Source organism: Dorea sp. BIOML-A1 (assembly GCF_009875615.1).
GTDB classification, from domain to species: Bacteria; Bacillota; Clostridia; order Lachnospirales; family Lachnospiraceae; genus Dorea_A; species Dorea_A amylophila.
Genome location: NZ_WWSA01000004.1, coordinates 1 through 26243 on the forward strand (window position 1 = coordinate 1; position 26243 = coordinate 26243).

Here is a 26243-nt window from a genome sequence, read left to right on the forward strand (position 1 = left end):
AAAAGCCTTGAAAATCCGCTAATGACAGCTGATTACTGTAACCTTCCGCTGTCACAACCGTTACGCAATTGCCATTTAATTGGTAAGGCATTCGACACCCACGGAATAAAAAGTAGAAAGCCGTTCCAGTGAATGTGAAGAAGGTGTTGGAAATAGTTAAGCGTCAAAATTATGCGTTGGGTTTTCGGAATTTGCTTGTTTGAGCCGAATGGCGAGTTGCAAATTTCGGAAGCCCGTTTTTAGCATAATTTTGACGCTTTAGTATTTCCCACCGACGGAACCTGAACAGGAACGGCTTCCTACTTTTTATGCAGGTCCGGGTAGTCATGCCTTCTAAATTAAATCCCAACTAAATTTAAATAGCCCGGGTATATTCCTTCAACCACTCACGTTCCTCATCACTAAGATGCGGAGCAACAATCTCATAAACCTTCTTATGATACTCATTTAACTGCTCGCGCTCCTGATCGGTTAACATTTCAGGAATAATCGCATCCAGATCGATCGGTACGTATGTGATAGGTTCAAAGTACAGGAACTGTCCATATTCATTCTTAGGACCTTTTCTTACCAGAAGTTCGTTCTCTGTACGGACTCCGTGGCTGCCTTCGATATAGATACCAGGTTCGTCTGTGATGACAAGTCCGTCCATCAGAGGAGCCTGTTCTTTTTCACGGATCGCACAGCGGAATCCGCAGGAAGCTTCGTGGATGTTCATCAGATATCCGACATCATGTCCGGTACCGTGGTTAAAGTTGATGCCACGTCTCCATGCCGGCATTCTGGCCAGAACATCCAGGTTGTATCCGGTAGTTCCTTCAAGGAACACGGCATGTGCAAGATTGAAGTTACACTGTAATACAGTTGTGAAATCTTCTTTCATCTGCTGTGTGAGTTCACCAAATGCAAAAGTACGGCTGATATCGGTAGAACCTTCTAAGTATCCTCCGCCTGTATCGGTCAGGAATAATCCGTTCTGTGTCAGAGGAACATCGGTCTCCGGAGTCGGTTCATAGTGAACGATCGCAGCATGCTCAGCGGAAGCGCAGATTGGTTCAAAACTCTGCCATAAGTAACCTTCCTGTTCTTTACGAAATGTTTCCAGTTTAGCAGCAGCACTGAGCTCTGTGATCTCGATCTTGCCGATATTTGTCTTCAGCCAGTACATCCATTTTGTCATGGCTACGGCATCTTTTTTATGAGCGTTGATGATGTTTCTGATCTCGACATCATTTTTCTTTGCCTTCATTGCAATCGTCGGGTTCACCTGCTGAACAACCTTTGTGCCGCCAGGAATGTTGTTGAACAATGCATAGTTCAGACGGTTCGGGTCTACCAGAACAGTAGATGCGGTGTCTAAGTTCTTGATGTCCTCATAGATTGCATTATACGGATGGATGGTGATGTTGTTCTTTGCAAGATCAGATTTCATATCGTCATTTAATTTGCGTTCATCGATGTAAAGCTTCATTTCGTCCATTGTGATGACTGCATAAGAAAGTAATAATGGGAAGAAATCTACATCATCTCCACGTAAATTCGTGATCCAGCATACATCGTCAAGTGCAGCGATAACATGTACATCGGCACCTGCCTTTTTCATAGCCTCACGGACACGTGCAAGTTTGCTCTCTGTACTTTCACCTGTGTATTCTTCGCCGAGTGCGAAAGCCGGCTTTTCAGAAAGCGCAGGACGGTCTGTCCATACTTCTCCGACAAGATCTTCGGAATAGTTGATCTTGGCATCTTTAGAAGCAACGGCTTCTTCCAGTGCAGCTCCCTCTTCGATGGCAACGACACGTCCGTCGAATCCGAGTGTACCACCTTCCGGTAATGCAGAAGCAATAAATTCTTCTACTGTAGGAACGCCAGGCTCGCCCATCTTATAGAGCTTTACGCCTGTTCCGGCTAACTGCTGGTCAGCCTGAAGAAAATATCTTCCGTCAGTCCAGAGGCCTGCTTCATCCTTTGTGAAGACAGCAGTTCCGGCAGAACCTGTAAATCCTGTGATATATTCTCTTACTTTAAAATGATCGCCGACATATTCACTCTGATGAAAATCATCGGTAGGAACCATGTAGACGTCATATCCTCGTTCTTCCATTAATGCGCGAAGAGCGGAGATTCGTTCTGGTATATTCATAACAAAAACCTCCTTATAATGAATTGAATAACCTACAAGAATGAATTTTAGCACAATTAATTGAAAATGAACAGAAAGAATTATATAATAAATCAATATGTAAAGGAGAAATTAAAATTGATAAAAATAATTCTGATAATTATGTCGGTTTTCATTTTATACTGTATGATAGAAACGGCAAGAGAACTGCGGGATTTCCGTCTGACGAAGTACCGGATTTGTTCGCCGAAGTTAAATGGAATCAGGGGGACAAAGAAGATCATATTTCTGAGTGATCTGCACAACCGGATGTACGGAAAAGAAAATGAGCGCTTGCTGGAAAGCATCAAAAACCAACATCCGGATCTGATCCTGATCGGAGGGGATATGTTGGTCAGAAAGGATGGCAATTCCTATGACAGGACGGTACGCTTCCTGGAAAAACTTCCGGCAATCTGCCCGGTCTACTGTGCGAATGGTAATCATGAACAGAAGCTGAAAGAACTGCCGGATAAGTATGAACAGTCTTATGAAGGATATAAGAAGGCACTGACAGCATGCGGAATATATATGCTTGAAAATGCTTCGGAGACGGTAAGATTGGATGAAGCACCTGTAAGAATCTCCGGGTTGGAGATTCCGCTTGGGGCATATGCAAGATTGGGGAAGAAAGACCTTCCGTTAAAAGAGATCACAGACCGTATAGGAGAGCACGGTGAGGAATATCAGATCCTGCTTGCACATCATCCCGGATATATACAGGAATATCTGGAATATGGAGCAGATCTGATCCTGAGCGGACATTATCACGGGGGTGTGATGCAGCTTCCGGGGATCGGCGGGGTGATTTCACCGGATTTTACACTATTTCCAAAATACTCCGGAGGAATATACAGGGAAGGAGCACAGACGGTGGTCGTAAGCCGCGGACTGGGAACACATTCTGTGCCGGTAAGATTGTGGAACTGGCCGGAACTGATCGTTCTTGAACTGTCCGGCACTTCGGAAGAAATGTAAATGAGAGAAAGTAAATAAAAGATAAAGACTTGAGTAATTTTCAGATGTCCTGTATAATAATTAAGTTGTGACAATGGAGGATGTGTATGGGAATTCCGGTAAAATTACAGGTGTTTGAAGGTCCGTTAGACCTGCTGTTACATTTGATTGAAAAAAATAAAATAGATATCTACGATATTCCAATCGTTGAGATCACGAACCAGTATATGGAATACATCAAAGCCATGCAGAAAGAAGATCTGAATATTATGAGCGAATTTCTTGTGATGGCAGCGACGCTTCTGGATATCAAATGCAGGATGCTTCTTCCCAAAGAAGTGAACGAAGAGGGAGAAGAAGAGGATCCGAGACAGGAACTGGTAGAACAATTGCTGGAATACAAGATGTATAAATTCATGTCCTATGAGTTGAAAGACCGGGAGCTGGACGGTGATCGGATCATGTATAAGACGGCATCGATCCCGGATGAAGTGAAAGGATATGTTCCGCCGGTAGATCTGGATAAACTGCTGGGCGATCTGACGCTGGTGCAGCTCAACCGCATTTTCAAAGAAGTGATGAAACGGCAGGAAAGTAAGGTTGACCCGGTACGAAGTAAATTCGGCAAGATCGAGAAGGAAGAAGTAACACTTCCGGACAAGCTTGATTATGTAACGGAATATGCGAGATCTCATAGAAAATTCGGATTCCGTGCACTGTTAAAAAAGCAAAGTTCTAAGGTGCAGGTAGTCGTCACATTTCTTGCAATCCTGCAGTTGATGAAAGAAGGCGTGATTTTTATCGAGCAGAATCAGCCGTTTGATGAGATTATGATCACATCGAAAGTGGAAGAAGTATAGGGAAGAGAACATGGCAAAGTTAAAAATAAAACAGATGGAAGGAATCATTGAAGCGATTCTTTTTACAATGGGGGATTCTGTAGAGGTCGGGAAGATTGCCCGAGCATTGGAACAGGATGAAGCAACGACCCGTAAGGTGATACATAAGCTGATGGATAAATATGCGGCCGAAGACAGAGGAATCCGCATTATAGAACTGGACGGTGCGTATCAGATGTGTACAAAGACAGAGATGTATGAATATCTGATCCGTGTGGCATCCCAGCCGAAAAAACACGTTCTTACTGATGTCCTTTTGGAGACATTGTCGATCATTGCATATAAGCAGCCGGTCACAAAGCTTGAGATCGAAAAGATCCGCGGGGTGAAATCAGACCATGCGGTGAATAAATTAGTGGAATATAATCTGGTGTGCGAAAGAGGACGTCTGGACGCTCCGGGAAAACCGATCCTTTTCGGAACAACGGAAGAATTCCTGCGCCGGTTCAGTATTCATTCGCTGGATGATTTGCCAAGTCCGAATCCGGAACAGGTAGAGTCGTTCAAGGAAGAAGCAGAAGAAGAAGTACAGTTAAAATTAGATATATAGAAGATGTGGCAGGAAATAACATGGAAAATCATTTCACGCGGCAGACAGCCGGTGGAGTGATTTTTTTGTTTTTTCGGGCATATATTTTCTTAACGGAATATACCCGGAGTGGAGAAATATGAAAAGACGGCCGCATAAAATCGTATCGGTGGTATTGCTGGTGGTATTGATTGCCGGCATGGGCATGGCATGCCGTATACAGAGTTTGGAATCAAGGAATAAAAGGTGGGCAGAGAATACGGAGACTGCCGGAAAGATTCTGACCGAATCGGGGAAAAAAGAGGCACAGAAGCAGACGGATGGAACGGAGAACGATGCTGCTGCACAGAATGCGAAGCGGGTGTTCGGGGATGAACCGGCAGAACTTTATGCCAGATCGGCGGTGCTGATGGATGCGGACAGCGGCCGGGTATTGTTCGGGAAGGATGCAGATGTGGTCCGTCCGATGGCAAGTACAACGAAGATCATGACGTGTATCCTTGCGTTGGAATACTTGCGGGAACATCCGGATCAGACGATAGAAGTATCGGATCAGGCTGCGTCCCAGCCGAAGGTACATCTTGGGATGCAGAAAGGGGAAGTGTTCTACATCAAAGACCTGTTGTATTCCCTGATGCTGGAATCGCATAATGACAGCGCTGTGGCTGTGGCAGAGGGCATTGCCGGAAGTGTAGAAGAATTTGCAAAAGAAATGAATGCAAAAGCTGCAGAGATCGGCTGCAAGAACACCCACTTCATTACGCCGAACGGACTGGATGCGGAAGATGAAGGCGGCGTACATTCTACAACGGCGGAAGATCTGGCGAAGATCATGCGGTACTGTATTATGACATCCGGGGAAAAGGAGACATTTCTTGAAGTGACCCGGACGAAGGAATATCAGTTCCAGGATACAGACAGGAAGCGTACATTTTCGTGTCATAATCATAATGCATTTCTGGATATGATGGACGGGGCACTGAGCGGCAAGACGGGATTTACGGCAGAGGCGGGATATTGTTATGTGGGAAGCTTAAGACGGGATGAGCGTACCTTTATCGTGGCACTTCTGGCATGCGGATGGCCGGATAATAAAGGATATAAATGGAAAGATACCAGGAGGTTGATGGAGTATGGACTGGAACATTATCACTACCGGGAAGCGTACAGGAATACGGTACCGGATAAATTACTGATAGTGGATGCATTTGATCCGGAAATTCCGTATCAGACCTCAGAAAAGATCTCGTTGAGAGTGAAGAACAGCGAGAAATCAAAAAAAATCCTGCTGCGGGAGGAAGAAGAGATCCGCATGGAAATAAAGACGGTAAAATGCAAAAAAGCACCAGTAAAAAAAGGAGAAAAAGCAGGAACCGTTTCGTATTATCTTGCTGATGAAAAAATTGCAGAAAATGTGGTTGTAACGGAGCGTGCAGTTGAAAAAAGAACCTGGGAAAAATGCATGAAAATAGTAACGGCAAAATTCTTGACGCTGGAAAGCCTTGTGTGGTATGTTAAATATGTCTGAATCACAGATGGTTGTATTCTTTTACATTTCTGTAGAGTATTCCAGAATATACAAGAGAAAAATGATGAGGGGAAAATTAAATATTGACATTCGGGATGAAGTATAATACTATATTAACCAAAGGACGAACACTCGTTCGATGAACGAAAAAGGAGAATTAACATGGCAAATGAAGATAAAAAGCGCGCATTGGATGCGGCGATCGCAAAATTAGAGAAAGATTTCGGTAAAGGAACAGTTATGCGTCTGGGAGATCCGTCAGCACAGGTAGCAGTAGAGACCATTCCTACCGGTTCATTAAGTCTGGATCTTGCACTGGGACTTGGCGGAGTACCGAAGGGACGTATTGTTGAGATCTATGGACCGGAGTCCAGCGGTAAGACGACGGTTGCATTACATATGATCGCAGAAGTACAGAAGAGAGGCGGTATTGCAGGATTTATCGATGCAGAGCATGCGCTGGATCCTGTTTATGCGAAGAATATCGGAGTAGATATTGATGAACTTTATATTTCACAGCCGGACAGTGGAGATCAGGCGTTGGAGATCACAGAGACAATGGTAAGATCAGGAGCAATGGATATTATCGTAGTCGATTCTGTTGCCGCACTGGTTCCGAAGCAGGAGATCGAAGGAGATATGGGAGACAGCCATGTCGGACTGCAGGCAAGACTGATGTCCCAGGCACTTCGTAAGCTGACACCGGTAATCAGCAAGTCTAACTGTGTAGTTATCTTTATCAATCAGCTGCGTGAGAAGGTGGGTGTAATGTTCGGTAATCCGGAGACTACAACCGGTGGACGTGCGCTGAAGTTCTATTCGTCTGTACGTATGGATGTCAGAAGAATTGAGACACTGAAGCAGAGCGGTGAGATGGTTGGTAACAGAACCCGTGTGAAGATCGTGAAGAATAAGATTGCACCTCCGTTTAAAGAGGCAGAATTCGATATTATGTTCGGTAAGGGAATTTCTAAAGAAGGAGATATCCTGGATCTTGCAGTGAAATGTGATCTGGTAAGCAAGAGCGGTGCATGGTTCGCATACAATGGTGACAAGATCGGTCAGGGAAGAGAGAATGCGAAGACATATCTTTCCGAACATCCGGAGATCATGGAAGAGCTGGAGCAGAACATCCGTGCACACTATCATATTGGAGCGGAAGGTGACATGGAAGAGACCGAAGAAGCTGCAGCAGAAGGAATCACAAAAGAGGAAGAATAATATATGATGACGGTTACGAAGATAGAACCGCTGTCAAAGACAAGATATAAAGTGTATTTAGACGGACAGTTTGCCTTTACTCTCTATAAGGGCGAACTGTCCCGTTATCATATAGCGGAAGAATCTGTGATCGAAGATGACATCTATGACAGCCTCCGCCTGATCGTTATTAAGAGGGCGAAGCTGCGGGCAATGCATCTGCTTTCCGATATGGGAAGAACAGAATCACAGCTTAGGACCAAGTTAAAACAGGGCGGCTATGCGGAAGATGCAGTGGAGGCGGCAATCCGGTATGTGAAGTCCTTCGGCTACATTAATGATATGGAATATGCAAGGAGCTTTATTGACAGCAGGAAAGATCGGAAAAGTAAAAAAGAACTTTATGCGGCACTTTTGCAAAAAGGGGTTCCGGCAGAAATTGTAGAACAGGTATTTGAAGAAGTGGACTACGGGGAGAAAGATTCCAGACAGGCGATCGAGGCACTGATGCGGAAGAGAAGTTATAATCCGGAAACAGCCGATGTGAAGGAAAAACAGAAAATGATGGGTTATCTGATGCGTAAAGGATTCAGTTATCAGGATGTCCGCAATGTGTTACAAGTTTGTGAGTGAAAGCTTGACATATTTGTGTAAAAAGTATAAAATTGTTTTGTTGTAATAATCGTACAATGAAAATTTAATAAGGAGGTGCTCCTGTGCCGATAGGAACAATGATTGTTGTAGCAATCGTACTTATCGTTGTGGCTGTTGCGGCCGCTGTGCTCAGTCATTTTTTGACAGTCTCCAACCTGAAGAACAATGCAGAATCCAAAATCGGAAATGCAGAGGCAAAGGCCAGAGAGATCATTGATGATGCAGTAAAGACAGCGGAGACCAAGAAGAAGGAGTCTCTTTTGGAGATCAAGGAAGAGTCTATCAGAAATAAGAACGAACTTGAAAAAGAGACGAAGGAACGCAGATCGGAATTGCAGCGTTACGAGAAGCGTGTACTTTCTAAAGAGGAAGCTCTTGATAAAAAATCAGAGGCCATTGAAAGACGAGAAGCAGGATTTACAGCGAAAGAAGAAGAACTGAAGCAGCGCGAAGCGAAAGTGGAAGAGCTGAGTCAGCAACGTGTACAGGAACTAGAAAGAATCTCAGGACTTACCTCCGAACAGGCAAAAGAATATTTGTTAAAAACTGTTGAAGAAGATGTAAAACATGACACTGCAAAGATGATCAAGGAATTAGAAGCGCAGGCAAAGGAAGAGGCAGACAAGAAGGCAAAAGAATATGTTGTTACTGCTATCCAGAGATGTGCGGCAGATCATGTTGCGGAAACTACAATTTCGGTTGTACAGCTTCCAAGTGATGAAATGAAAGGAAGAATTATCGGACGTGAAGGACGTAATATCCGTACTTTAGAAACGCTGACGGGTGTAGAACTCATTATTGATGATACGCCGGAAGCAGTGGTTCTTTCCGGATTTGATCCGATAAGAAGAGAAGTTGCAAGAATCGCGCTGGAGAAGCTGATTGTTGACGGACGTATTCATCCGGCAAGAATTGAGGAGATGGTTGAAAAAGCGCAGAAAGAAGTTGACACGATGATTCGTGAAGAGGGTGAATCAGCCGCACTGGAAGTTGGAGTGCACGGAATTCATCCGGAACTGCTCAAACTTCTCGGACGTATGAAGTTCAGAACAAGTTACGGACAGAATGCTTTAAAGCATTCCGTTGAAGTGGCTCAGTTGTCAGGACTTCTTGCAGGAGAGATCGGATTAGATGTCAGACTTGCAAAACGTGCAGGACTTCTTCATGACATCGGTAAATCGATCGATCATGACGTAGAAGGCTCTCATATTCAGATTGGTGTGGATCTTTGTAGAAAATACAAAGAATCTGCTACTGTGATCAATGCAGTAGAAGCACATCACGGAGATGTAGAACCGGAAACTCTGATTGCGTGTGTGGTACAGGCTGCAGACACGATTTCGGCAGCAAGGCCGGGCGCAAGAAGAGAAACATTAGAAACATACACAAACAGGTTAAAACAATTAGAAGATATCACCAACCAGTTCAAGGGTGTTGATAAATCTTTTGCAATTCAAGCAGGTAGAGAGATTCGTGTTATGGTAGTTCCAGAACAAGTATCTGATGCAGATATGGTATTGCTGGCTAGAGATATTGCGAAACAGATTGAATTTGAATTAGAATATCCAGGACAGATTAAAGTCAATGTAATCCGTGAGTCACGTGTTACAGACTATGCCAAGTAGAAGATAAATGAATGACAAAAACCGGTTGATCCATGTGTCAGCCGGTTTTTTGTTATCAAAACAAATAGCAGAATCGGGAGGAAAAGATATGAGTGAAGACGTAAAGCGTATGGGAAGAGAACTGGCATACCAGGGGACTGTTTTGAAAGTATATAAAGACCATATGAAGTTTTCCAATGGAAATACGGAAGACTGGGATTTTATCCATCATGACGGAGCGGCAGCAGTTATTCCGGTTATGGATGATGGTAAGATACTGATGGTAAAACAGTATCGGAATGCGTTGGAAAGAGATACATTGGAGATCCCAGCGGGCAAGCTGGATGATCCGGATGAAGAAGGGATTGTATGTGCATCTCGGGAACTGAAGGAAGAGACCGGGTACAGTTCCGATGATCTGGAATGGCTCCTTACAATCCGTACAACGGTTGCGTTCTGTGATGAAAGAATTGAAGTCTTTGTTGCAAGGAATCTGATTCCGGGGGAACAGCATCTGGATGAAGATGAATTTGTAGATGTGAAAGCTTACAAACTGGAAGAACTCAAGGAGATGATCTTTGAAGGAAAGATTCAGGATTCCAAGACGATGGCAGCAATCCTTGCGTATGAGTCGAAGTATCTGCATGGACAGAATGCATAGAACAGATAAACTGCGATAAAAGCATATCCACGGGAATAGCACATATAATGAAGTATCCGGACGAAAAAAAGGAGAATGCTGTGTGAGGATACAAGGCGAACAAAAATATGTGCTTTTGGCAGGAATGACAGGTTTTTTGCTGGGGATATGCAGTGCAAATCTCTGGATGAAACAGTATGTGCTGGATATCGGAATACTGAACCAGTATTTTCTGGAACAATATAACCGGGCAGACATCGTATATGAAGCGTATTTGTGGTATCTGGTAAAAAGCAGAGGAACTCCGTTTGTGCTGCTTTTGGCTGCAGCAGGAACGCGCTACAGGAAAACGGCAGTTATGCTGACAGTGGTATGGCTTGGATTCTGTTTTGGTATGGTAATCTGTATGGCAATCATAAAATTAGGAAGCAAAGGGATCGTACTCATCGTTACCGCACTCGCACCACAGGGAATCTTTTATGCAATGGCAGGGATCGTGTTATTCCGCTATATGCTGGAATATCCAATGGTGAGATGGGATGCGGGAAGAAGTATCCGGCTTGGCCTGTTCCTGATGCTGGGGATCATTACAGAGTGTTATGTAAATCCGGTACTTACAGGCTTGTTTTTGAAGACACTGTAAATATACAAAAATGTAGAATAAAAGAACCGATACATGGAAAAATATGTTTTATATCATGTATCGGTTCTTTTTTATGCGGAAAATCAGTTAATATTTGCCGGCGTATACAGATAACCGGAGAATGCAGCAAAGAAACAGGAATATCTGGCTGATCAGCAGACCGTTCAGATATCCGCTGATTCCGGCGGCGGGGATGAAAAGAAAGACACCGGTGATCCGTATGCAGAGGCTGAAAAGGTTGAACAGAAAAGAACAGGTAGTCTTTCCCAGTCCGTTGATCATGCTGAGAAGTACAGTGTTCGTATACAGAAACGGACAGATCCATGCGAGTGTCAGAATAAAATTTCCGGCAAGCGGACTTTTGAACAGAAAAATTCCAATCCATTTCCCGAGTATCAGAAGAACACCACAACAAAAACATCCAAGCAAAATGCAGGAACAGGTGATTTTTAAAATTAAGGAACGAAGTTGCTGCCGGTCTTTCATTTCCTGAAGCCCGGCTACCGTCGGCAGAAGCATGGAAGAAACGGCATTGGTAACTGCGGATGGAAATAAAATACACGGAAGTGCCATCCCGGTAAGAACACCATAGGTCTGCAGGGATTGTGCAGCCGGCATTCCGTAATATTGGAGGCAGACAGGGATAGAGACAGCTTCCACACTTTGCAGGATATTTAAGAATACGCGGCTTGCGGTAAGTGGAAGAGCGTGTTCCAGAAGTCTCTGTAAATGCCGGCGGAATGCAGCAGGGGGAAGGAAAACACTTCTGCTTTTTTCTGAAATCGGCTTCCAGGACTGCCGGATGGAGTGCAGGCTGTAAAAAGAAGCGGCAATCTCTCCGAATGTGAGGCCGGCTACAGCGAATGCGATCGAGATGTTCTGCCCCTGTCTGGAACAGTACATACAGATGACAATGACGGACAAAATGCGGAATGCCTGCTCCAGAAGCTGGGATACAGCCGGAATCTTTGTCTGTTTCAGTCCCAGCGAGTATCCACAGATGCAGCTGTGAATGGATGCAAATGGAAATGTGTAAGATAATAAGAACAAAAGACTGCTGCATCTGGAATCGCGGAGAAAAGTCAGCGCAATGGTATCTGCATTCTGCCGGATGAAAAGAGAGATCATACAGGAAATGAAAAAAGTAAAGATCAGACTCGCTTTTAACAATTCCCGTGCTTTCTGCATTCTGCCGGCCGCTGCTTCCCTGGCAACGCATCGGGACAGGGCGAGTTCCATTCCTGCACAGGATAGAGAGATACCAAGTGCATAGACAGGAAAGACAAGCTGATACAGCCCTACATTTTCTTCCCCGAAGGTATGACTTAGAAACATGCGGTAGAAAAATCCCATAAACCGGGTGGACAGACTCGTGACTGTGAGAACTGCGGTTCCGCGTATAAGTGCTTGCTTTCTGGACATGAAAGACTCCTTTTTTATGACAGGATTGTATCTTTATAAGTTATTCCGGAATAGTGCTTGACAGAACCAAAAAGCAGTGATATTCTACAGAAGTAAAAATCCTAGTAAAATACTGGGGATTAAAAGAGGTGATAAGATGAAACTTTCCACGAAAGGGAAATATGGACTGCGTGCCATGATAGATCTTGCCAGATACAGTGAGAAAGAACCGGTGTCAATCGGCAGTGTGGCCGCAAGACAGGGAATTTCAGAACGATATCTGGAACAGCTTGTAGCACTTCTGAAAAAGGCGGGGCTGGTGAAAAGCATTCGTGGAGCCTCTGGCGGTTATGTATTGGAGAAAAAACCATCGGAAATCTCTGTCGGAGATATCTTAAGGGCACTGGAGGGAAGTCTGGAGCCGGTTAAGTGTGCGGCCTTTGATACCACAACAGGAGAAGGGTGCATGGCGTCAGACGGATGCGTGACAAAGTACGTATGGCAGAAGATTAATGACAGTATCAATGACACAGTGAACCAGATCATGCTGGATGAACTGATCAGAGAGAGCAAAAGCATCAATCCGGATGGCGAATGTGAGAATCCAAAATGCAGTCAGTAAGAAAGAAATCTGATAAAAGAAATATTACAGAATATACAAAAAATGGAGGAGATAAAATGAGTAAATTATTATATCTTGACAATGCGGCAACAACAAAGACAGCACCGGAAGTTGTAGAAGCGATGCTTCCGTATTTTACAGAAAAATTCGGAAATCCATCCAGTGTTTACAGTTTTGCGGCTGCAAATAAAGAAGTAATCAACCAGCAGAGAGATGCAATTGCTGAAATGATCGGTGCAAAGACGAATGAGATATATTTCACAGGCGGCGGATCCGAATCTGATAACTGGGCATTGAAATGTACAGCGGAAGCTTATGCCAACAAAGGAAATCACATTATCACAACAAAGATTGAGCACCACGCAATTCTTCATACAGCTGAATATCTTGAAAAAAGAGGATTCGAGATCACATATCTGGATGTAGATGAAGATGGTAAAGTAAAATTGGATGATTTAAAAGCGGCAATCCGTCCGACAACCATCCTGATCTCTGTTATGTTTGCAAATAATGAGATTGGTACGATTCAGCCGATCAAAGAGATCGGAGAAATCGCTCATGAGCATGGAATCCTGTTCCATACAGATGCGGTACAGGCTTTCGGACAGCTTCCAATTAATGTAGATGAATGTCATATTGATATGTTAAGTGCCAGCGGACACAAGTTCAACGGACCGAAGGGAATCGGAATCATGTACATCCGTACAGGAGTAAAGATCCGTTCATTTATTCATGGCGGAGCACAGGAGAGAAAACGCCGTGCAGGTACAGAGAATGTTCCGGGAATCGTAGGAATCGGAACTGCAGCAAAACGTGCAGCAGCGAATATGGAAGAAAGAACAGCGAAAGAAAGAGAAGTCAGAGATTATCTGATCGACAGAGTCCTGAATGAAATCCCATACTGCCGTCTGAACGGACACAGAACAGACCGCCTTCCGAACAATGCCAACTTCAGTTTTCAGTTTGTAGAAGGAGAATCTCTTCTGATCAAACTTGATATGAAAGGAATCTGTGCATCCAGCGGATCTGCATGTACATCCGGATCACTGGATCCGTCCCATGTATTGCTTGCGATTGGTCTGCCACATGAAATTGCACATGGATCTCTGCGTCTGACATTGAACGAAGAGATTGAGAAAGAAGACATTGACTATGTTGTAGACAATCTGAAAGAAATTGTTGCACATTTAAGAGAAATGTCTCCTCTGTATGAAGACTTTATCAAAAAACAGAAATAACAGAGACAGGAATAAAAATTCAGATAAAAGATATAAAAGGAGTAATTGAGATATGTATTCAGAAAAAGTAATGGATCATTTTGAACATCCAAGAAATGTAGGAGAAATTGAAAATGCCAGTGGCGTTGGAACCGTAGGAAATGCAAAATGTGGAGATATCATGAGAATTTACCTTGATATCGACGACAATCAGATCATCCGTGACGTAAAATTTAAAACGTTCGGATGTGGCGCAGCTGTTGCAACCAGCAGTATGGCAACAGAGATGGTAAAAGGAAAGACAATCCAGGAAGCAATGGAAGTTACAAATAAAGCAGTTATGGAAGCGCTTGACGGACTTCCGCCGGTAAAAGTACACTGCTCACTGCTTGCGGAGGAAGCAATCCACGCAGCTTTATGGGACTACGCAGAGAAGCATGATATTAAGATTGAAGGACTCGAGAAACCGAAGTCTGATATTCACGAAGGTGAAGAGGCAGAAGAGGAAGAATACTAAGCCGGAGAACTTTATATGGAAAAGAAAAAAGTTGTAGTCGGGATGTCCGGAGGGGTTGACTCCTCCGTGGCAGCCTGGCTTTTAAAAAATCAGGGATATGATGTAATAGGAGTTACGATGCAGATCTGGCAGGATGAAGAAGAAGCCGCGATGGAAGAACATGGCGGCTGTTGTGGACTCAGTGCAGTGGATGATGCCAGAAGAGTGGCAGCAGCGCTGGATATTCCGTATTATGTCATGAATTTTAAAAAAGAATTTAAAGAAAATGTCATTGATTATTTTATCGATGATTATCTGCATGGCAGAACGCCGAACCCGTGTATCGCCTGTAACCGATATGTGAAATGGGAATCATTATTAAAGCGAAGCCTTGATATTGGTGCGGAGTATATAGCAACGGGACATTATGCTAGGGTAGAGAAGCTGTCGAATGGAAGATATGCAATCCGTAATTCTGCGACTGCGGCAAAAGATCAGACATATGCACTTTATAACCTTACACAGGATCAGCTTTCGAAGACACTGATGCCGGTTGGAGAATATACAAAAGATCAGATCCGTGCAATGGCAGATGAAATAGGCCTTCTTGTTGCACATAAGCCGGACAGTCAGGATATCTGCTTTGTGTCAGATGGAGATTATGCGTCTTATATCGAAGAAAATTCAGATGCAAAGATTACGCCGGGCAATTTCGTGCTTTCGGATGGAACGGTTGTCGGAAAACATAAAGGAATCATTCATTATACGGTGGGACAGAGAAAAGGTCTGGGACTGTCTCTCGGACATCCGGTGTTCGTATTGGAGATCCGCCCGGAAACCAATGAAGTTGTAGTGGGATCAAATGAGGAATCTATGTCCCGTTATGTGCGCGCAGATCAGGTGAATTTCATGACAGTAGAAGATCTGACAGAGCCGAAAAGAGTGTGGGCGAAGATTCGTTATAATCACAGAGGTGCATGGTGTACCGTTGAAAAGACGGGAGAAGATGAGATCCTCTGTACATTTGAAGAGCCGCAGAGAGCGATCACACCGGGACAGGCTGTTGTATTATATGACGGAGAATACGTACTTGGCGGCGGAACGATCATTGCGGATAAGTAGGAAACATAAAGAATATTGATAAAATACAAAATAAAGAGGAATAAGTTATGATACAGGCGGATATGCATATGCACACATGGTTTTCAACGGATTCCGAAGCCTGTCCATGCGATATGGCGGATGAGGCAGTCAGAAAAGGGTTGAAAACCATTTGCTTTACGGATCATTTTGACAAGGATGATCTGGAATGGGGAGAAGAAGGTATCTTTGATGTGGATGCTTATTTTGTGGAAATGCAGAAACTTCAGGAAGAATATGCAGGAAAACTGAATATCAGGATTGGAATAGAACTGGGACTTAGGACATATCTGAAAGATTATTATGAAGAACTGACGAAGAAATATCCGTTTGATTTCGTGATTGGATCGGTTCACAATGTTCCGTATAAGAAAGATGTGGAAGGGAACATATTATATACTGATCCTGCGGCAGGAAAGCTTTTTACAGACCGTACTGACAAAGAGGCGTACCGTCTGATGATGGAGACAACGCTGGAAAATGTGAGAACTTCGGACTGCTTTCAGACACTTGGTCATTTGGATTATGTTGTAAGATATGGAAAATCAAGGGAAAAAGAATATTCGTATACAGATTATGCGGATATTATAGACGAGATTTTGAAACTATTGATTGAGAAGGAAAAGGGTCTGGAAGTGAATTCGGCCGGATTGAAGTATGGCCTTCCGTTCGCACATCCACATCCGGATGTATTGAAGCGTTATCGTGAGCTTGGCGGTGAGATCATTACGATTGGAGCCGATGCACATAAACCGGAGCATATTGCGTATGATTTTGCAAAGGCAGAAGAAATTTTAAAGTCCTGCGGCTTTAAATATTATACAGAATTTTTTGAACAAAAGCCTGTTTTTAAGCAACTTATATAAAAATAGGAAAACCTCTTGAAATTTTGTATCAGATAAAGTACAATTATTAGCAGTTGAGAGGTCTTGATAGAGCTTCTAAAGGGCTTGAGAAAGATTTCACAATGTAGACTGCATAAGTAGTTAATAAACAAACTTTAGGAGGAATTAATCATGGCAGTAAAAGTAGCGATTAATGGATTTGGACGTATTGGACGTCTTGCATTCAGACAGATGTTCGGAGCAGAAGGATATGAAGTTGTAGCAATCAACGACTTAACATCTCCTAAGATGCTTGCACACCTGTTAAAATATGATTCTTCACAGGGAAAATACGCTTTAGCTGATACTGTAAAAGCAACAGATGATTCTATCATCGTTGATGGAAAAGAAATCAAAATCTATGCTAAAGCTAACGCTGAAGAACTTCCTTGGGGAGAGATCGGTGTAGACGTAGTTCTGGAGTGTACAGGATTCTATACATCTAAAGAAAAAGCATCTGCTCATATCAAAGCAGGAGCAAGAAAAGTTGTTATTTCCGCACCAGCTGGAAACGACCTGCCAACTATCGTATATAACGTAAACCACGAAACACTGAAACCAGAAGATACAGTAATTTCTGCAGCTTCTTGTACAACAAACTGCCTGGCTCCAATGGCAAAAGCTCTTAACGATCTTGCACCAATCGAGTCTGGTATCATGTGCACAATTCACGCTTACACAGGAGATCAGATGACTCTTGACGGACCACAGAGAAAAGGTGACCTCAGAAGATCTCGTGCAGCTGCAGTTAACATCGTACCTAACAGCACAGGTGCTGCAAAAGCAATCGGACTTGTTATCCCAGAACTGAACGGAAAGTTAATCGGATCTGCTCAGCGTGTACCAACACCTACAGGATCTACAACAATCCTTACAGCAGTTGTAAAAGGACATGTAACAGTTGATGAAATCAACGCAGCTATGAAAGCAGCTTCTACAGAGTCCTTCGGATACAACACAGATGAAATCGTATCTAGCGATATCGTTGGAATGAGATATGGTTCATTATTCGATGCTACTCAGACAATGGTACTTCCACTGGAAAACGGAACTACAGAAGTTCAGGTTGTTTCTTGGTATGACAATGAGAACTCATACACTAGCCAGATGGTAAGAACAATCAAATACTTCTCTGAATTAGCATAATTTAGAGCATGAATTAAGACTCACAAAGGGTCCGGTCTTATTGGGCCGGACCCTTTTTGCAGTTATAAAATATATAACCAGGAGGCAGTACTATGCTTAATAAAAAATCTGTAGATGACATTAACGTAAAAGGGAAAAAAGTACTTGTAAGATGTGACTTCAACGTTCCACTTATCGATGGAAAGATTACAGACGAGAATCGTCTTGTTGCAGCACTTCCTACAATCAAAAAATTAATCGCTGATGGCGGAAAGGTTATCCTTTGCTCTCATCTTGGAAAGCCGAAGGGACAGCCGGTTCCAGAATTATCTCTTGCTCCTGTAGCAGTTCGCCTTTCAGAACTCCTTGGACAGGAAGTAAAATTTGCAGCTGATCCGGAAGTTGTTGGACCAAATGCGAAAGCAGCAGTAGCTGAGATGAAAGATGGAGATGTTATCCTCCTTGAAAACACACGTTACAGAGCAGAAGAGACAAAGAATGAAGATGCATTCAGTAAAGATCTCGCTTCTCTTTGCGACGTATTTGTTAACGATGCATTCGGAACAGCACACCGTGCACACTGCTCTAACGTAGGAGTTACAAAATACGTAGATACAGCAGTTGTTGGATACCTTATGCAGAAAGAAATTGATTTCCTTGGAAATGCAGTCAACAATCCGGAAAGACCATTCGTAGCAATCCTTGGCGGAGCAAAAGTTTCAAGCAAGATTTCTGTAATTGAGAACCTTCTTGAAAAAGTAGATACTCTGATCATCGGTGGAGGAATGGCATATACATTCGCAAAAGCACAGGGCGGAACAGTCGGAAAATCCCTTCTGGAAGAAGATTACTGCCAGTATGCACTTGACATGATCGAAAAAGCAAAAGCCAAAGGTGTAAAACTTCTTCTTCCTGTAGATAACGTTATCGGAGATGATTTCTCTAATGATGCAAATACTCAGGTAGTAAAAGCTGGAGAGATCCCGGAAGGATGGGAGGGACTCGACATCGGACCAGAGACAGCTAAGATCTTCAGCGATGCAGTAAAAGATGCTAAGACAGTTGTATGGAACGGACCAATGGGATGTTTCGAGATGCCTAAATTTGCAAAAGGAACAGAAACAGTTGCAAAAGCACTTGCAGACACAGACGCTGTAACAATCATCGGCGGAGGAGATTCTGCAGCAGCAGTTAACCAGCTGGGATATGGAGATAAGATGACACACATTTCAACAGGTGGTGGAGCTTCTCTTGAATTCCTTGAAGGAAAAGAACTCCCGGGTGTAGCAGCAGCTAATGATAAATAGAATAAGGAGATTTGGAAAGATGGCAAGAAAGAAAATCGTAGCCGGAAACTGGAAAATGAACAAAACTCCAAGTGAAGCAGTAGCTTTAGTTGAAGAATTAAAACCATTAGTAGCGAATGAAGATGTAGACGTAGTATTCTGCGTACCTGCAATCGACATTATCCCTGTAGCAGAGGCTGTAAAGGGAACCAATATCCAGGTTGGTGCTGAGAATATGTATTTTGAAGAAAGCGGAGCATATACAGGAGAAATCTCTCCGGCTATGCTTACAGATGCAGGAGTAAAATACGTTGTTCTTGGACACTCTGAAAGAAGAGAATACTTTGCAGAGACAAACGAGACAGTAAATAAGAAAATGCTGAAAGCTTTCGAGCATGGTATTACACCAATCATGTGCTGTGGAGAGACTCTGGAGCAGAGAGAACAGGGTGTAACAATGGACTTCATCCGTCAGCAGGTGAAAGTTGGATTCCAGAATGTAACAGCTGATCAGGCTAAGACAGCAGTGATCGCTTACGAGCCAATCTGGGCTATCGGAACAGGTAAGACAGCTACTACAGAGCAGGCTGAAGAAGTTTGCGCTGGTATTCGTGCATGCATCGCTGAAGTATATGATGAAGCTACAGCAGAAGCTATCCGTATCCAGTACGGCGGATCTGTAAACGCTGGAAATGCAGCAGAGTTATTCGCTCAGGCTGATATCGACGGCGGACTTGTAGGTGGAGCATCTCTGAAAGCTGATTTCGGAAAGATCGTAAACTACAAATAAGATTTAGAAAATCAGCCGCAGGAGGCTTTCGTTTGACTGCTTCCTGCGGTTTTATGCTGTAAAAGTGATATTTAAGACGAAAGGTGATATTAAAAATGAGTAAGAAACCAACAGTACTTATGATCTTAGACGGTTATGGACTGAATGAAAAGACAGAAGGTAATGCAATTGCTATGGCAAAAACACCTGTTATGGATAAACTGATGTCAGAATATCCATGTGTAAAAGGAAATGCCAGCGGACTTGCAGTAGGACTTCCGGACGGACAGATGGGTAACTCAGAAGTTGGTCATATGAACATGGGTGCCGGACGTATCATTTATCAGGAACTGACAAAGATCACAAAGGCAATTGAAGATGGTGTATTCTTTGAGAATAAAGCACTTCTGGCTGCATGTGAGAATGCCAAGAAGAATGATTCTGCACTGCACCTGATGGGGCTGGTATCTGACGGTGGTGTTCACAGCCACATCGGACATATTTTCGGCCTTCTGGAACTGGCTAAGAGACAGGGACTTGAGAAAGTATACGTACACTGCTTCCTTGACGGTCGTGATACACCACCGGCTTCAGGAAAAGAGTATGTAGAGCAGTTAGAAGCTAAGATGAAAGAAATCGGCGTAGGAGAGGTTGCGAGCGTTTCCGGACGTTATTATGCAATGGATCGTGATAACCGCTGGGATCGTGTAGAAAAGGCTTACAAGGCACTTTCAGCAGGCGAAGGCGAGACAGCCGCTTCTGCAACAGAAGGAATCCAGGCTTCTTATGACGCAGATGTAACGGATGAGTTCGTAGTACCATTTGTAGTAACAAAGGACGGCGCACCGGTTGCAACGATCAAAGAAAATGATTCCGTAGTATTCTTCAACTTCCGCCCGGACAGAGCAAGAGAGCTCACAAGAACATTTTGTGACGACAGCTTTGACGGATTTGACAGAGGAGACAGAATCAAGACAACATTTGTATGCTTTACAGAATACGATGCTACAATCGAAAATAAACAGGTCGCATTTGTGAAAGAAGAAATCACTAATACATTTGGTGAGTTCCTTGCAAAGAACGGCAAGAAACAGGCACGTATCGCTGAGACAGAGAAGTATGCTCACGTAACATTCTTCTTCAATGGCGGTGTAGAGGAACCGAATGAAGGGGAAGACAGAATCCTTGTAAAATCTCCAAAGGTTGCTACTTATGATTTGAAGCCAGAGATGAGTGCATATGAAGTATGTGATAAGCTCGTTGCAGCAATCAAGTCTGATAAGTATGATGTTATCGTAATTAACTTTGCCAACCCTGACATGGTAGGTCATACTGGTGTGATCGAAGCTGCTGTAAAAGCGATTGAAGCAGTTGACGAGTGTGTAGGAAAGGCTTACGAAGCATTAAAAGAAGCTGACGGACAGATGTTCATCTGTGCGGATCACGGTAATGCAGAGTACATGATCGATGAAGAGACAAAAGAGCCATTTACAGCACATACAACCAATCCTGTACCATTCATCCTTGTAAATGCAGATCCTGCATACAAGTTGAAAGAAGGCGGATGCCTGGCTGATATTGCTCCTACACTGATCGAACTGATGGGTATGGAACAGCCGGCTGAGATGACTGGAACATCACTGCTTGTGAAATAATATAAACATATTCAACGTATGTTATATGCTATAATGAACAGATTGTGGAAAATGTAAAAGTGCATTTTCTACAATCTGTTCTGTATTTATCAGTATAATTATAAAAGGAACATCATGAGGAGAACGACATGAAGATTGTTATTGTAGAAGATGATCCGGGTATCCGAAAGGAATTAAAACAGCTCCTGGAAAATGCTTTTTATGAAGCAGAGATAATCGAAGAATTTAAAGATACGGCAGAGCAGATATGCAACATGATACCGGCACCGGATCTGGTACTCCTGGATTGGAATCTTCCGGGGGAAAGCGGCTTTGACATCTGTACGAAGCTGAAAGAACATTCAGATATTCCAATCATATTTCTGACCAGCCGGACAGATTCCATGGATGAACTGACCGGAATCTTGAAAGGGGCAGATGATTATATCACAAAACCGTTCAATCCACCGATTCTGCTGGCAAGAATAGGAGTAGTACTAAAAAGAACTACTGATAAAAATGCAGAGAAATCAAGGGGTAATGCCTTGAACATGGAATATAAAGGTGTAATCCTAAATGTTGTGGGAGGCTGCATAGAGCATGAAGGAAAAAAGACAGATCTTACGAAAAATGAGTTGAAGATCCTGCACCTTCTATATCAGAAAAAGGGTGAGATTGTTCCGAGACTGGATATGATCGAATACCTGTGGGACAATGAAGTCTTCATAGATGACAATACATTAAGTGTGAATGTTACAAGACTCAGAGGAAAACTGGCTGACATCGGAGTGACGGATTTCATTGAGACAAAACGGGGAATGGGGTACCGCATATGAGATTTTCGGAATATATAAAAGATAAGATTCTGATATGTCTGCTGCACCTCCTGTGTATGATATTACTGATGGGGTTCTTCTATATTACAGGGTATAACAGAAACGCAGCTGCACTGATTCTCATTTTCTGGTGGATCATCCTTGGAATATGGATTGTGACAGGATATTATCGCAGGAAGAAATATTTTGACAGGGCAGAACATATTCTGGAAAATGTAGATCAGAGATATCTGCTTGGAGAATTGCTGCCAGCTTCACCATATCTGGAAGATCGGATCTACCGGGAGTTGATCAGACGATCGAATAAATCTGTGATCGAACGGATCCGTATGCTTGAAGATGAACAGAATGATTATCGGGATTATATCGAAAGCTGGGTGCATGAGATCAAAGCACCGATTACCAGTATCCAGCTTGCGTGTGAGAATCATAAAGACGAAGTGACCCGACAGATCGGTCTTGAGAATCAACGGATTGAAAATGACGTAGATATGGTTCTGTATTATGCCAGAATGGAAAAGGTATACAAAGACTATATGATTGAAGAGACAGACCTTGGGAAGGCGGCTTCTGAAATTTTGATAAAAAATAAGTATTATCTAATTAGTAACGGGGTGCGCGGGGAAGTGGAGTGCCCTGATCTTGCGTATACCGATAAAAAGTGGATCCTTTTTATACTGAACCAGCTTATGCTGAACAGTGTGAAATATAAAAGTGAGAATCCAAAGGTCCATCCGTATATTCATATTTACACGGAAAAGTACGGTCATGGTGTCCGGCTGATCGTAGAAGATAACGGAACCGGAATACGGGAAGAAGAGATGTCCAGAATTTTTGAAAAAGGTTTTACCGGTTCCAATGGAAGAAATGGTAAGAAATCTACGGGGATGGGGCTTTATCTGTGCAGACGGCTGTGTGAAAAGCTTGGAATTGCCATCGAGGCGGAATCTGTCCGTGGTGAAGGCACGAAGATGATCCTTACATTTCCGGTCAGCAGTTATCTTTCAAAAATGTAAGATAACTGAAAGATACATCGATACATCTTTCTGGTCCGGACGGGTAAAGTAGAGATGAAAAAGAGTATTACAAAAAGACCGGAAAGGATGATATGGATGAGAAGAATAAGAAAGCATGGCAAGACAACAGAGAAAAAAACAGACAGAATCCTGGCAGGAGGCAGAATCCCGGATGGAGAGATCCGGGTATGTGATGTGGAAAAATATTACGGAAGTGATACGAACATCACCAAAGCGGTAGACAGGGTAAGCTTTTGCGTCCAAAAAGGAGAATTTGTGGGAATCATGGGAGCATCGGGTTCCGGAAAGACAACACTTTTGAATATGCTGTCTACGATTGACCGTGTGACTGCAGGGCATATATACTACGGAGAAACGGATATTACGGAGCTGAGTGATGAGGCACTGGCGGAATTTCGGAAAGACAATCTGGGATTCATATTTCAGGATTACAACTTGTTAGATACACTTACGATAGAAGAGAATATTGTGCTGGCAATGACGCTGCACAGCAAGAGTAAAAGAGAGATCCAAGAGAAATGTGATCACATATTGAAGCTGCTTGATATCGAAGAAATCCGGGATAAATTTCCCTATCAGGTATCCGGAGGCCAGAAGCAGCGTTGTGCCTGTGCCAGAGCGATGATTCATCGTCCGAAACTGATCCTCGCAGATGAGCCGACCGGTGCGCTGGATTCCAGAGCGGCACAGATGCTGCTCGAAACATTCCGCAAGATGAATCATGATATGCACTCTACGATCCTCATGGTTACACATGATGCGTTTTCAGCCAGCTACTGCAGCCGTATTCTTTTCCTGAAAGATGGAAAGATATTCCATGAACTGGTAAGAGGAGTGGAAGAAAGGCGGGAATTTCTGAATAAGATCCTGGATGTATTATCTCTGACAGGAGGTGAACTGTCAGATGTTCGGTAAGCTTGCACTGCGCAATGTCAGACGTTCCGCCAGAGATTATCTGGTGTATGTGCTGACGATGACATTTGTGGTATCATTGATGTTTGCATTTAACAGTATCATTTTTTCGAAGGATCTTCAGAAAATGTATGAAATGGCAGCGATAATGGCAGCGATGATCGGTATTGCCACATTCTTTATTGTACTGATCGTTGCATGGCTGATCAATTATATGGTACGGTTCATGCTGGAAAAAAGGAGCCGTGAATTCGGTATCTATCTGTTGATCGGAATGAATAAAAAGGAAGTGTCCGGGCTTTATATGAAAGAAAATCTGCTGCTCGGTGTGTGTTCCTTTGTGATAGGACTGGGCCTTGGAATGTTGCTTCAGCAGGTGCTGCTTGTTGTCCTTTATAGTGTCATACAGGTGGAACTAAGACCCCATCTGGAATTCAATGGATATTGTTTCCTTATGACTGTGTGCTGCTTTGCAGGATGTTATCTGCTGGCACTGTTCCGGTGCAGCCGGAAATTCCGCAAGATGAACATTCATGATCTGATGAGAGAAAATCAGAAGAATGAGGAATTAAAAGAAAAGAATGAAAAAATAAAGCGGTTATTACTGCCGTTTTCCATTCTGTTCATCTTTGCGTTCGGTGTCTGGATACTGAGCGGAAATATACAGTCGCCGGGAGAGGCAGCAGTATTTCTGACGGGTCTGTTTATTACAATGTATGTGTTTTATACAGGGCTTTCCGCATGGATCATCTGCTATGTGAAGAAAAAAGGAAATGCGGTCTACCGGGGGCAGAATCTGTTCCTGCTGCGTCAGTTTGCATCTAAATTGAAAACGATGCGGTTTACCATGGGAACACTTACGGTGCTTTTTATGGTCGCATTTCTGGGGTGCTCGGTTGCATTAATGTTTACGGACTGGCAGAATCAGGTTTTAGAGATGAAATTTCCATTTGATGTACAGGTGAACAGTCAGAATCCGGAATATGATTTTGCAAAGGAATTGGATATTGTCGGAGAAGAAGCAGGTGTAAAGGATTCGTGCGTGTACCGTATTTATGAAAATCATACGAACACAATGAATACATGGCTGTATACGCATCTGCGGTATTTTGGAGATGAGTACCGCAGAGAAGACGGAACACCGGATGAGAAAAAGATACGTAAAGGTTCCGATGATGATGCATATTGCAGATATGATACATATATTGGGCTGAGTGATTACAATCATCTGAGAAAAATGCTGGGATATTCCACGGAAACGCTTGGAAAAAATGAATATATCCTTCAGATGAAGCAAAGAGTGTATAAGGAAACCGGAGATTTTACGGATGACGTGAAGCTTCAGGACCGTGGAGAGACACTGACCTGCAGGAAGATCTGCACCGAATCATTTTCGCAGGACGGACATAACGGCGGTGATTATATCATCGTTGTGCCGGATGAACGGATACAGCAGATGACACCGTACTATTCGGAACTTGCGGTGAGTGTGAAGAAAAAAGTGCCGGATAACCTGCAGAATAAGCTGGATGATCTGTCAGATAAACATGATTATGCCGGTCATACATACATGGAAGAAGACGATGATAATGTATGTTATGGTACGGATACCATTGTCGCATATGATGCGGTGAATCTTGTGCGGGAAAATGCATCGGCTGAGGTCAGATATATGATGAGTTGTATCACATTCCCATGTATGTATATCGGGCTGGTATTTTTGTGTATTGCATTGACGGTGTTATCGGTACAGCAGCTGAGTGATTCGGCAAAATATAGGTTCCGCTACCAGGTGCTTTCGAAAATCGGCCTTGGAAGACGCGAGATCCAACAGACCGTATTCCGTCAGCTGTCCGGGTATTATCTGTGTCCGGCAATCCTTTCAGCAGTGATCAGCGGGATCATAGCGGTGTATATGGGTGCCGGATTTAACTTCTATACAGGAGTCAGTACACCGGTGTTACAGTATTTTGCAATTTCATTCGCCCTGTTCTTTGGCGTATATATAGTTTATTTTGGAGCGACCTATGTCGGATTTATCAGAAATATCGAAGAATGAAAATGGAGAG

At 43.3% G+C, this 26243-nt stretch carries 24 protein-coding genes; 22 read left to right on the top strand and 2 right to left on the bottom strand.

The annotated features are described in order from the left end of the window. Positions 1-355 precede the first annotated feature (355 nt). Positions 356-2143: an aminopeptidase P family N-terminal domain-containing protein gene (locus tag GT508_RS02170; protein ID WP_161143482.1), complete on the bottom strand. Its 1788-nt coding sequence runs from the start codon at positions 2141-2143 to the stop codon at positions 356-358. Positions 2144-2260: 117 nt separating this feature from the next. Between GT508_RS02170 and GT508_RS02175 the strand changes: the two genes are divergently transcribed. The 9 genes from GT508_RS02175 (at position 2261) to GT508_RS02215 (ending at position 10815) form a co-directional block, all read left to right on the top strand. Beyond that, positions 2261-3139, top strand: a complete 879-nt coding sequence (locus tag GT508_RS02175; protein WP_243144049.1) for a metallophosphoesterase — start codon at positions 2261-2263, stop codon at positions 3137-3139. An 86-nt stretch (positions 3140-3225) separates the two neighbouring features. Continuing rightward, positions 3226-3978: a segregation and condensation protein A gene (locus GT508_RS02180; protein ID WP_028085818.1), complete on the top strand. Its 753-nt coding sequence runs from the start codon at positions 3226-3228 to the stop codon at positions 3976-3978. 10 nt (positions 3979-3988) lie between these two features. Continuing rightward, complete coding sequence (scpB, locus tag GT508_RS02185) at positions 3989-4567, top strand: SMC-Scp complex subunit ScpB (protein WP_028085817.1); 579 nt, start codon at positions 3989-3991, stop codon at positions 4565-4567. Between the two features lie 118 nt (positions 4568-4685). Beyond that, positions 4686-6074, top strand: coding sequence for a D-alanyl-D-alanine carboxypeptidase family protein (locus GT508_RS02190; protein ID WP_243144050.1), 1389 nt, complete (start codon positions 4686-4688; stop codon positions 6072-6074). A 162-nt stretch (positions 6075-6236) separates the two neighbouring features. Then, positions 6237-7295, top strand: coding sequence for a recombinase RecA (gene recA, locus GT508_RS02195; RefSeq protein WP_028085816.1), 1059 nt, complete (start codon positions 6237-6239; stop codon positions 7293-7295). Between the two features lie 6 nt (positions 7296-7301). After that, on the top strand, positions 7302-7907 hold the full coding sequence (locus GT508_RS02200; RefSeq protein WP_161143554.1) for a regulatory protein RecX: 606 nt from the start codon (positions 7302-7304) through the stop codon (positions 7905-7907). Between the two features lie 98 nt (positions 7908-8005). After that, positions 8006-9553 (top strand): ribonuclease Y, encoded by a 1548-nt coding sequence (gene rny, locus GT508_RS02205; protein WP_055283522.1) that lies wholly within the window; start codon positions 8006-8008, stop codon positions 9551-9553. An 88-nt stretch (positions 9554-9641) separates the two neighbouring features. Continuing rightward, positions 9642-10193 (top strand): NUDIX hydrolase, encoded by a 552-nt coding sequence (locus tag GT508_RS02210; RefSeq protein ID WP_117597399.1) that lies wholly within the window; start codon positions 9642-9644, stop codon positions 10191-10193. An 82-nt stretch (positions 10194-10275) separates the two neighbouring features. Continuing rightward, positions 10276-10815: a hypothetical protein gene (locus GT508_RS02215; protein WP_055283397.1), complete on the top strand. Its 540-nt coding sequence runs from the start codon at positions 10276-10278 to the stop codon at positions 10813-10815. Between the two features lie 87 nt (positions 10816-10902). On the opposite strand, the gene GT508_RS02220 is transcribed toward GT508_RS02215, so the two are convergent. Then, positions 10903-12237 (bottom strand): polysaccharide biosynthesis protein, encoded by a 1335-nt coding sequence (locus GT508_RS02220; RefSeq protein ID WP_161143484.1) that lies wholly within the window; start codon positions 12235-12237, stop codon positions 10903-10905. A 136-nt stretch (positions 12238-12373) separates the two neighbouring features. On the opposite strand from GT508_RS02220, the gene GT508_RS02225 reads away from it, so the two are divergent. The 13 genes from GT508_RS02225 to GT508_RS02285 all read left to right on the top strand — a co-directional run bounded on the left by GT508_RS02225 (position 12374) and on the right by GT508_RS02285 (position 26233). Then, positions 12374-12838: an RrF2 family transcriptional regulator gene (locus GT508_RS02225; RefSeq protein ID WP_044924177.1), complete on the top strand. Its 465-nt coding sequence runs from the start codon at positions 12374-12376 to the stop codon at positions 12836-12838. Positions 12839-12894: 56 nt separating this feature from the next. Then, positions 12895-14076, top strand: coding sequence for a cysteine desulfurase NifS (gene nifS, locus GT508_RS02230; protein WP_028085809.1), 1182 nt, complete (start codon positions 12895-12897; stop codon positions 14074-14076). A 52-nt stretch (positions 14077-14128) separates the two neighbouring features. Beyond that, the gene (gene nifU / locus GT508_RS02235) at positions 14129-14572 is read left to right on the top strand and encodes a Fe-S cluster assembly scaffold protein NifU (RefSeq protein WP_055283401.1); all 444 of its coding nucleotides are present in this window, start codon (positions 14129-14131) and stop codon (positions 14570-14572) included. A gap of 15 nt (positions 14573-14587) precedes the next feature. Then, positions 14588-15673 carry a tRNA 2-thiouridine(34) synthase MnmA gene (gene mnmA, locus GT508_RS02240; RefSeq protein ID WP_055181892.1) on the top strand — a complete coding sequence of 362 codons (1086 nt, stop codon included), beginning with the start codon at positions 14588-14590 and terminating at the stop codon, positions 15671-15673. Between the two features lie 47 nt (positions 15674-15720). Next, the gene (locus GT508_RS02245; RefSeq protein WP_161143485.1) at positions 15721-16557 is read left to right on the top strand and encodes a histidinol-phosphatase HisJ family protein; all 837 of its coding nucleotides are present in this window, start codon (positions 15721-15723) and stop codon (positions 16555-16557) included. Positions 16558-16707: 150 nt separating this feature from the next. After that, on the top strand, positions 16708-17721 hold the full coding sequence (gap, locus tag GT508_RS02250) for a type I glyceraldehyde-3-phosphate dehydrogenase (protein WP_006427597.1): 1014 nt from the start codon (positions 16708-16710) through the stop codon (positions 17719-17721). A 92-nt stretch (positions 17722-17813) separates the two neighbouring features. Then, positions 17814-19007, top strand: a complete 1194-nt coding sequence (locus GT508_RS02255; RefSeq protein WP_055283408.1) for a phosphoglycerate kinase — start codon at positions 17814-17816, stop codon at positions 19005-19007. A gap of 19 nt (positions 19008-19026) precedes the next feature. Then, positions 19027-19776, top strand: coding sequence for a triose-phosphate isomerase (gene tpiA, locus GT508_RS02260; RefSeq protein ID WP_006427595.1), 750 nt, complete (start codon positions 19027-19029; stop codon positions 19774-19776). Between the two features lie 95 nt (positions 19777-19871). Then, positions 19872-21410 carry a 2,3-bisphosphoglycerate-independent phosphoglycerate mutase gene (gene gpmI / locus GT508_RS02265; RefSeq protein ID WP_161143486.1) on the top strand — a complete coding sequence of 513 codons (1539 nt, stop codon included), beginning with the start codon at positions 19872-19874 and terminating at the stop codon, positions 21408-21410. 128 nt (positions 21411-21538) lie between these two features. Further along, on the top strand, positions 21539-22225 hold the full coding sequence (locus GT508_RS02270; protein ID WP_161143487.1) for a response regulator transcription factor: 687 nt from the start codon (positions 21539-21541) through the stop codon (positions 22223-22225). Continuing rightward, entirely contained in the window at positions 22222-23241 is a 1020-nt protein-coding gene (locus tag GT508_RS02275; protein ID WP_161143488.1) for a sensor histidine kinase, read from the top strand. Before GT508_RS02270 ends, GT508_RS02275 begins: the two co-directional genes overlap by 4 nt. 96 nt (positions 23242-23337) lie before the next feature. Continuing rightward, a complete protein-coding gene (locus GT508_RS02280) occupies positions 23338-24177 on the top strand; it encodes an ABC transporter ATP-binding protein (RefSeq protein ID WP_022415546.1) in 840 nt (279 codons plus the stop codon). Then, complete coding sequence (locus GT508_RS02285) at positions 24167-26233, top strand: ABC transporter permease (RefSeq protein ID WP_161143489.1); 2067 nt, start codon at positions 24167-24169, stop codon at positions 26231-26233. Before GT508_RS02280 ends, GT508_RS02285 begins: the two co-directional genes overlap by 11 nt. Positions 26234-26243 lie beyond the last annotated feature (10 nt).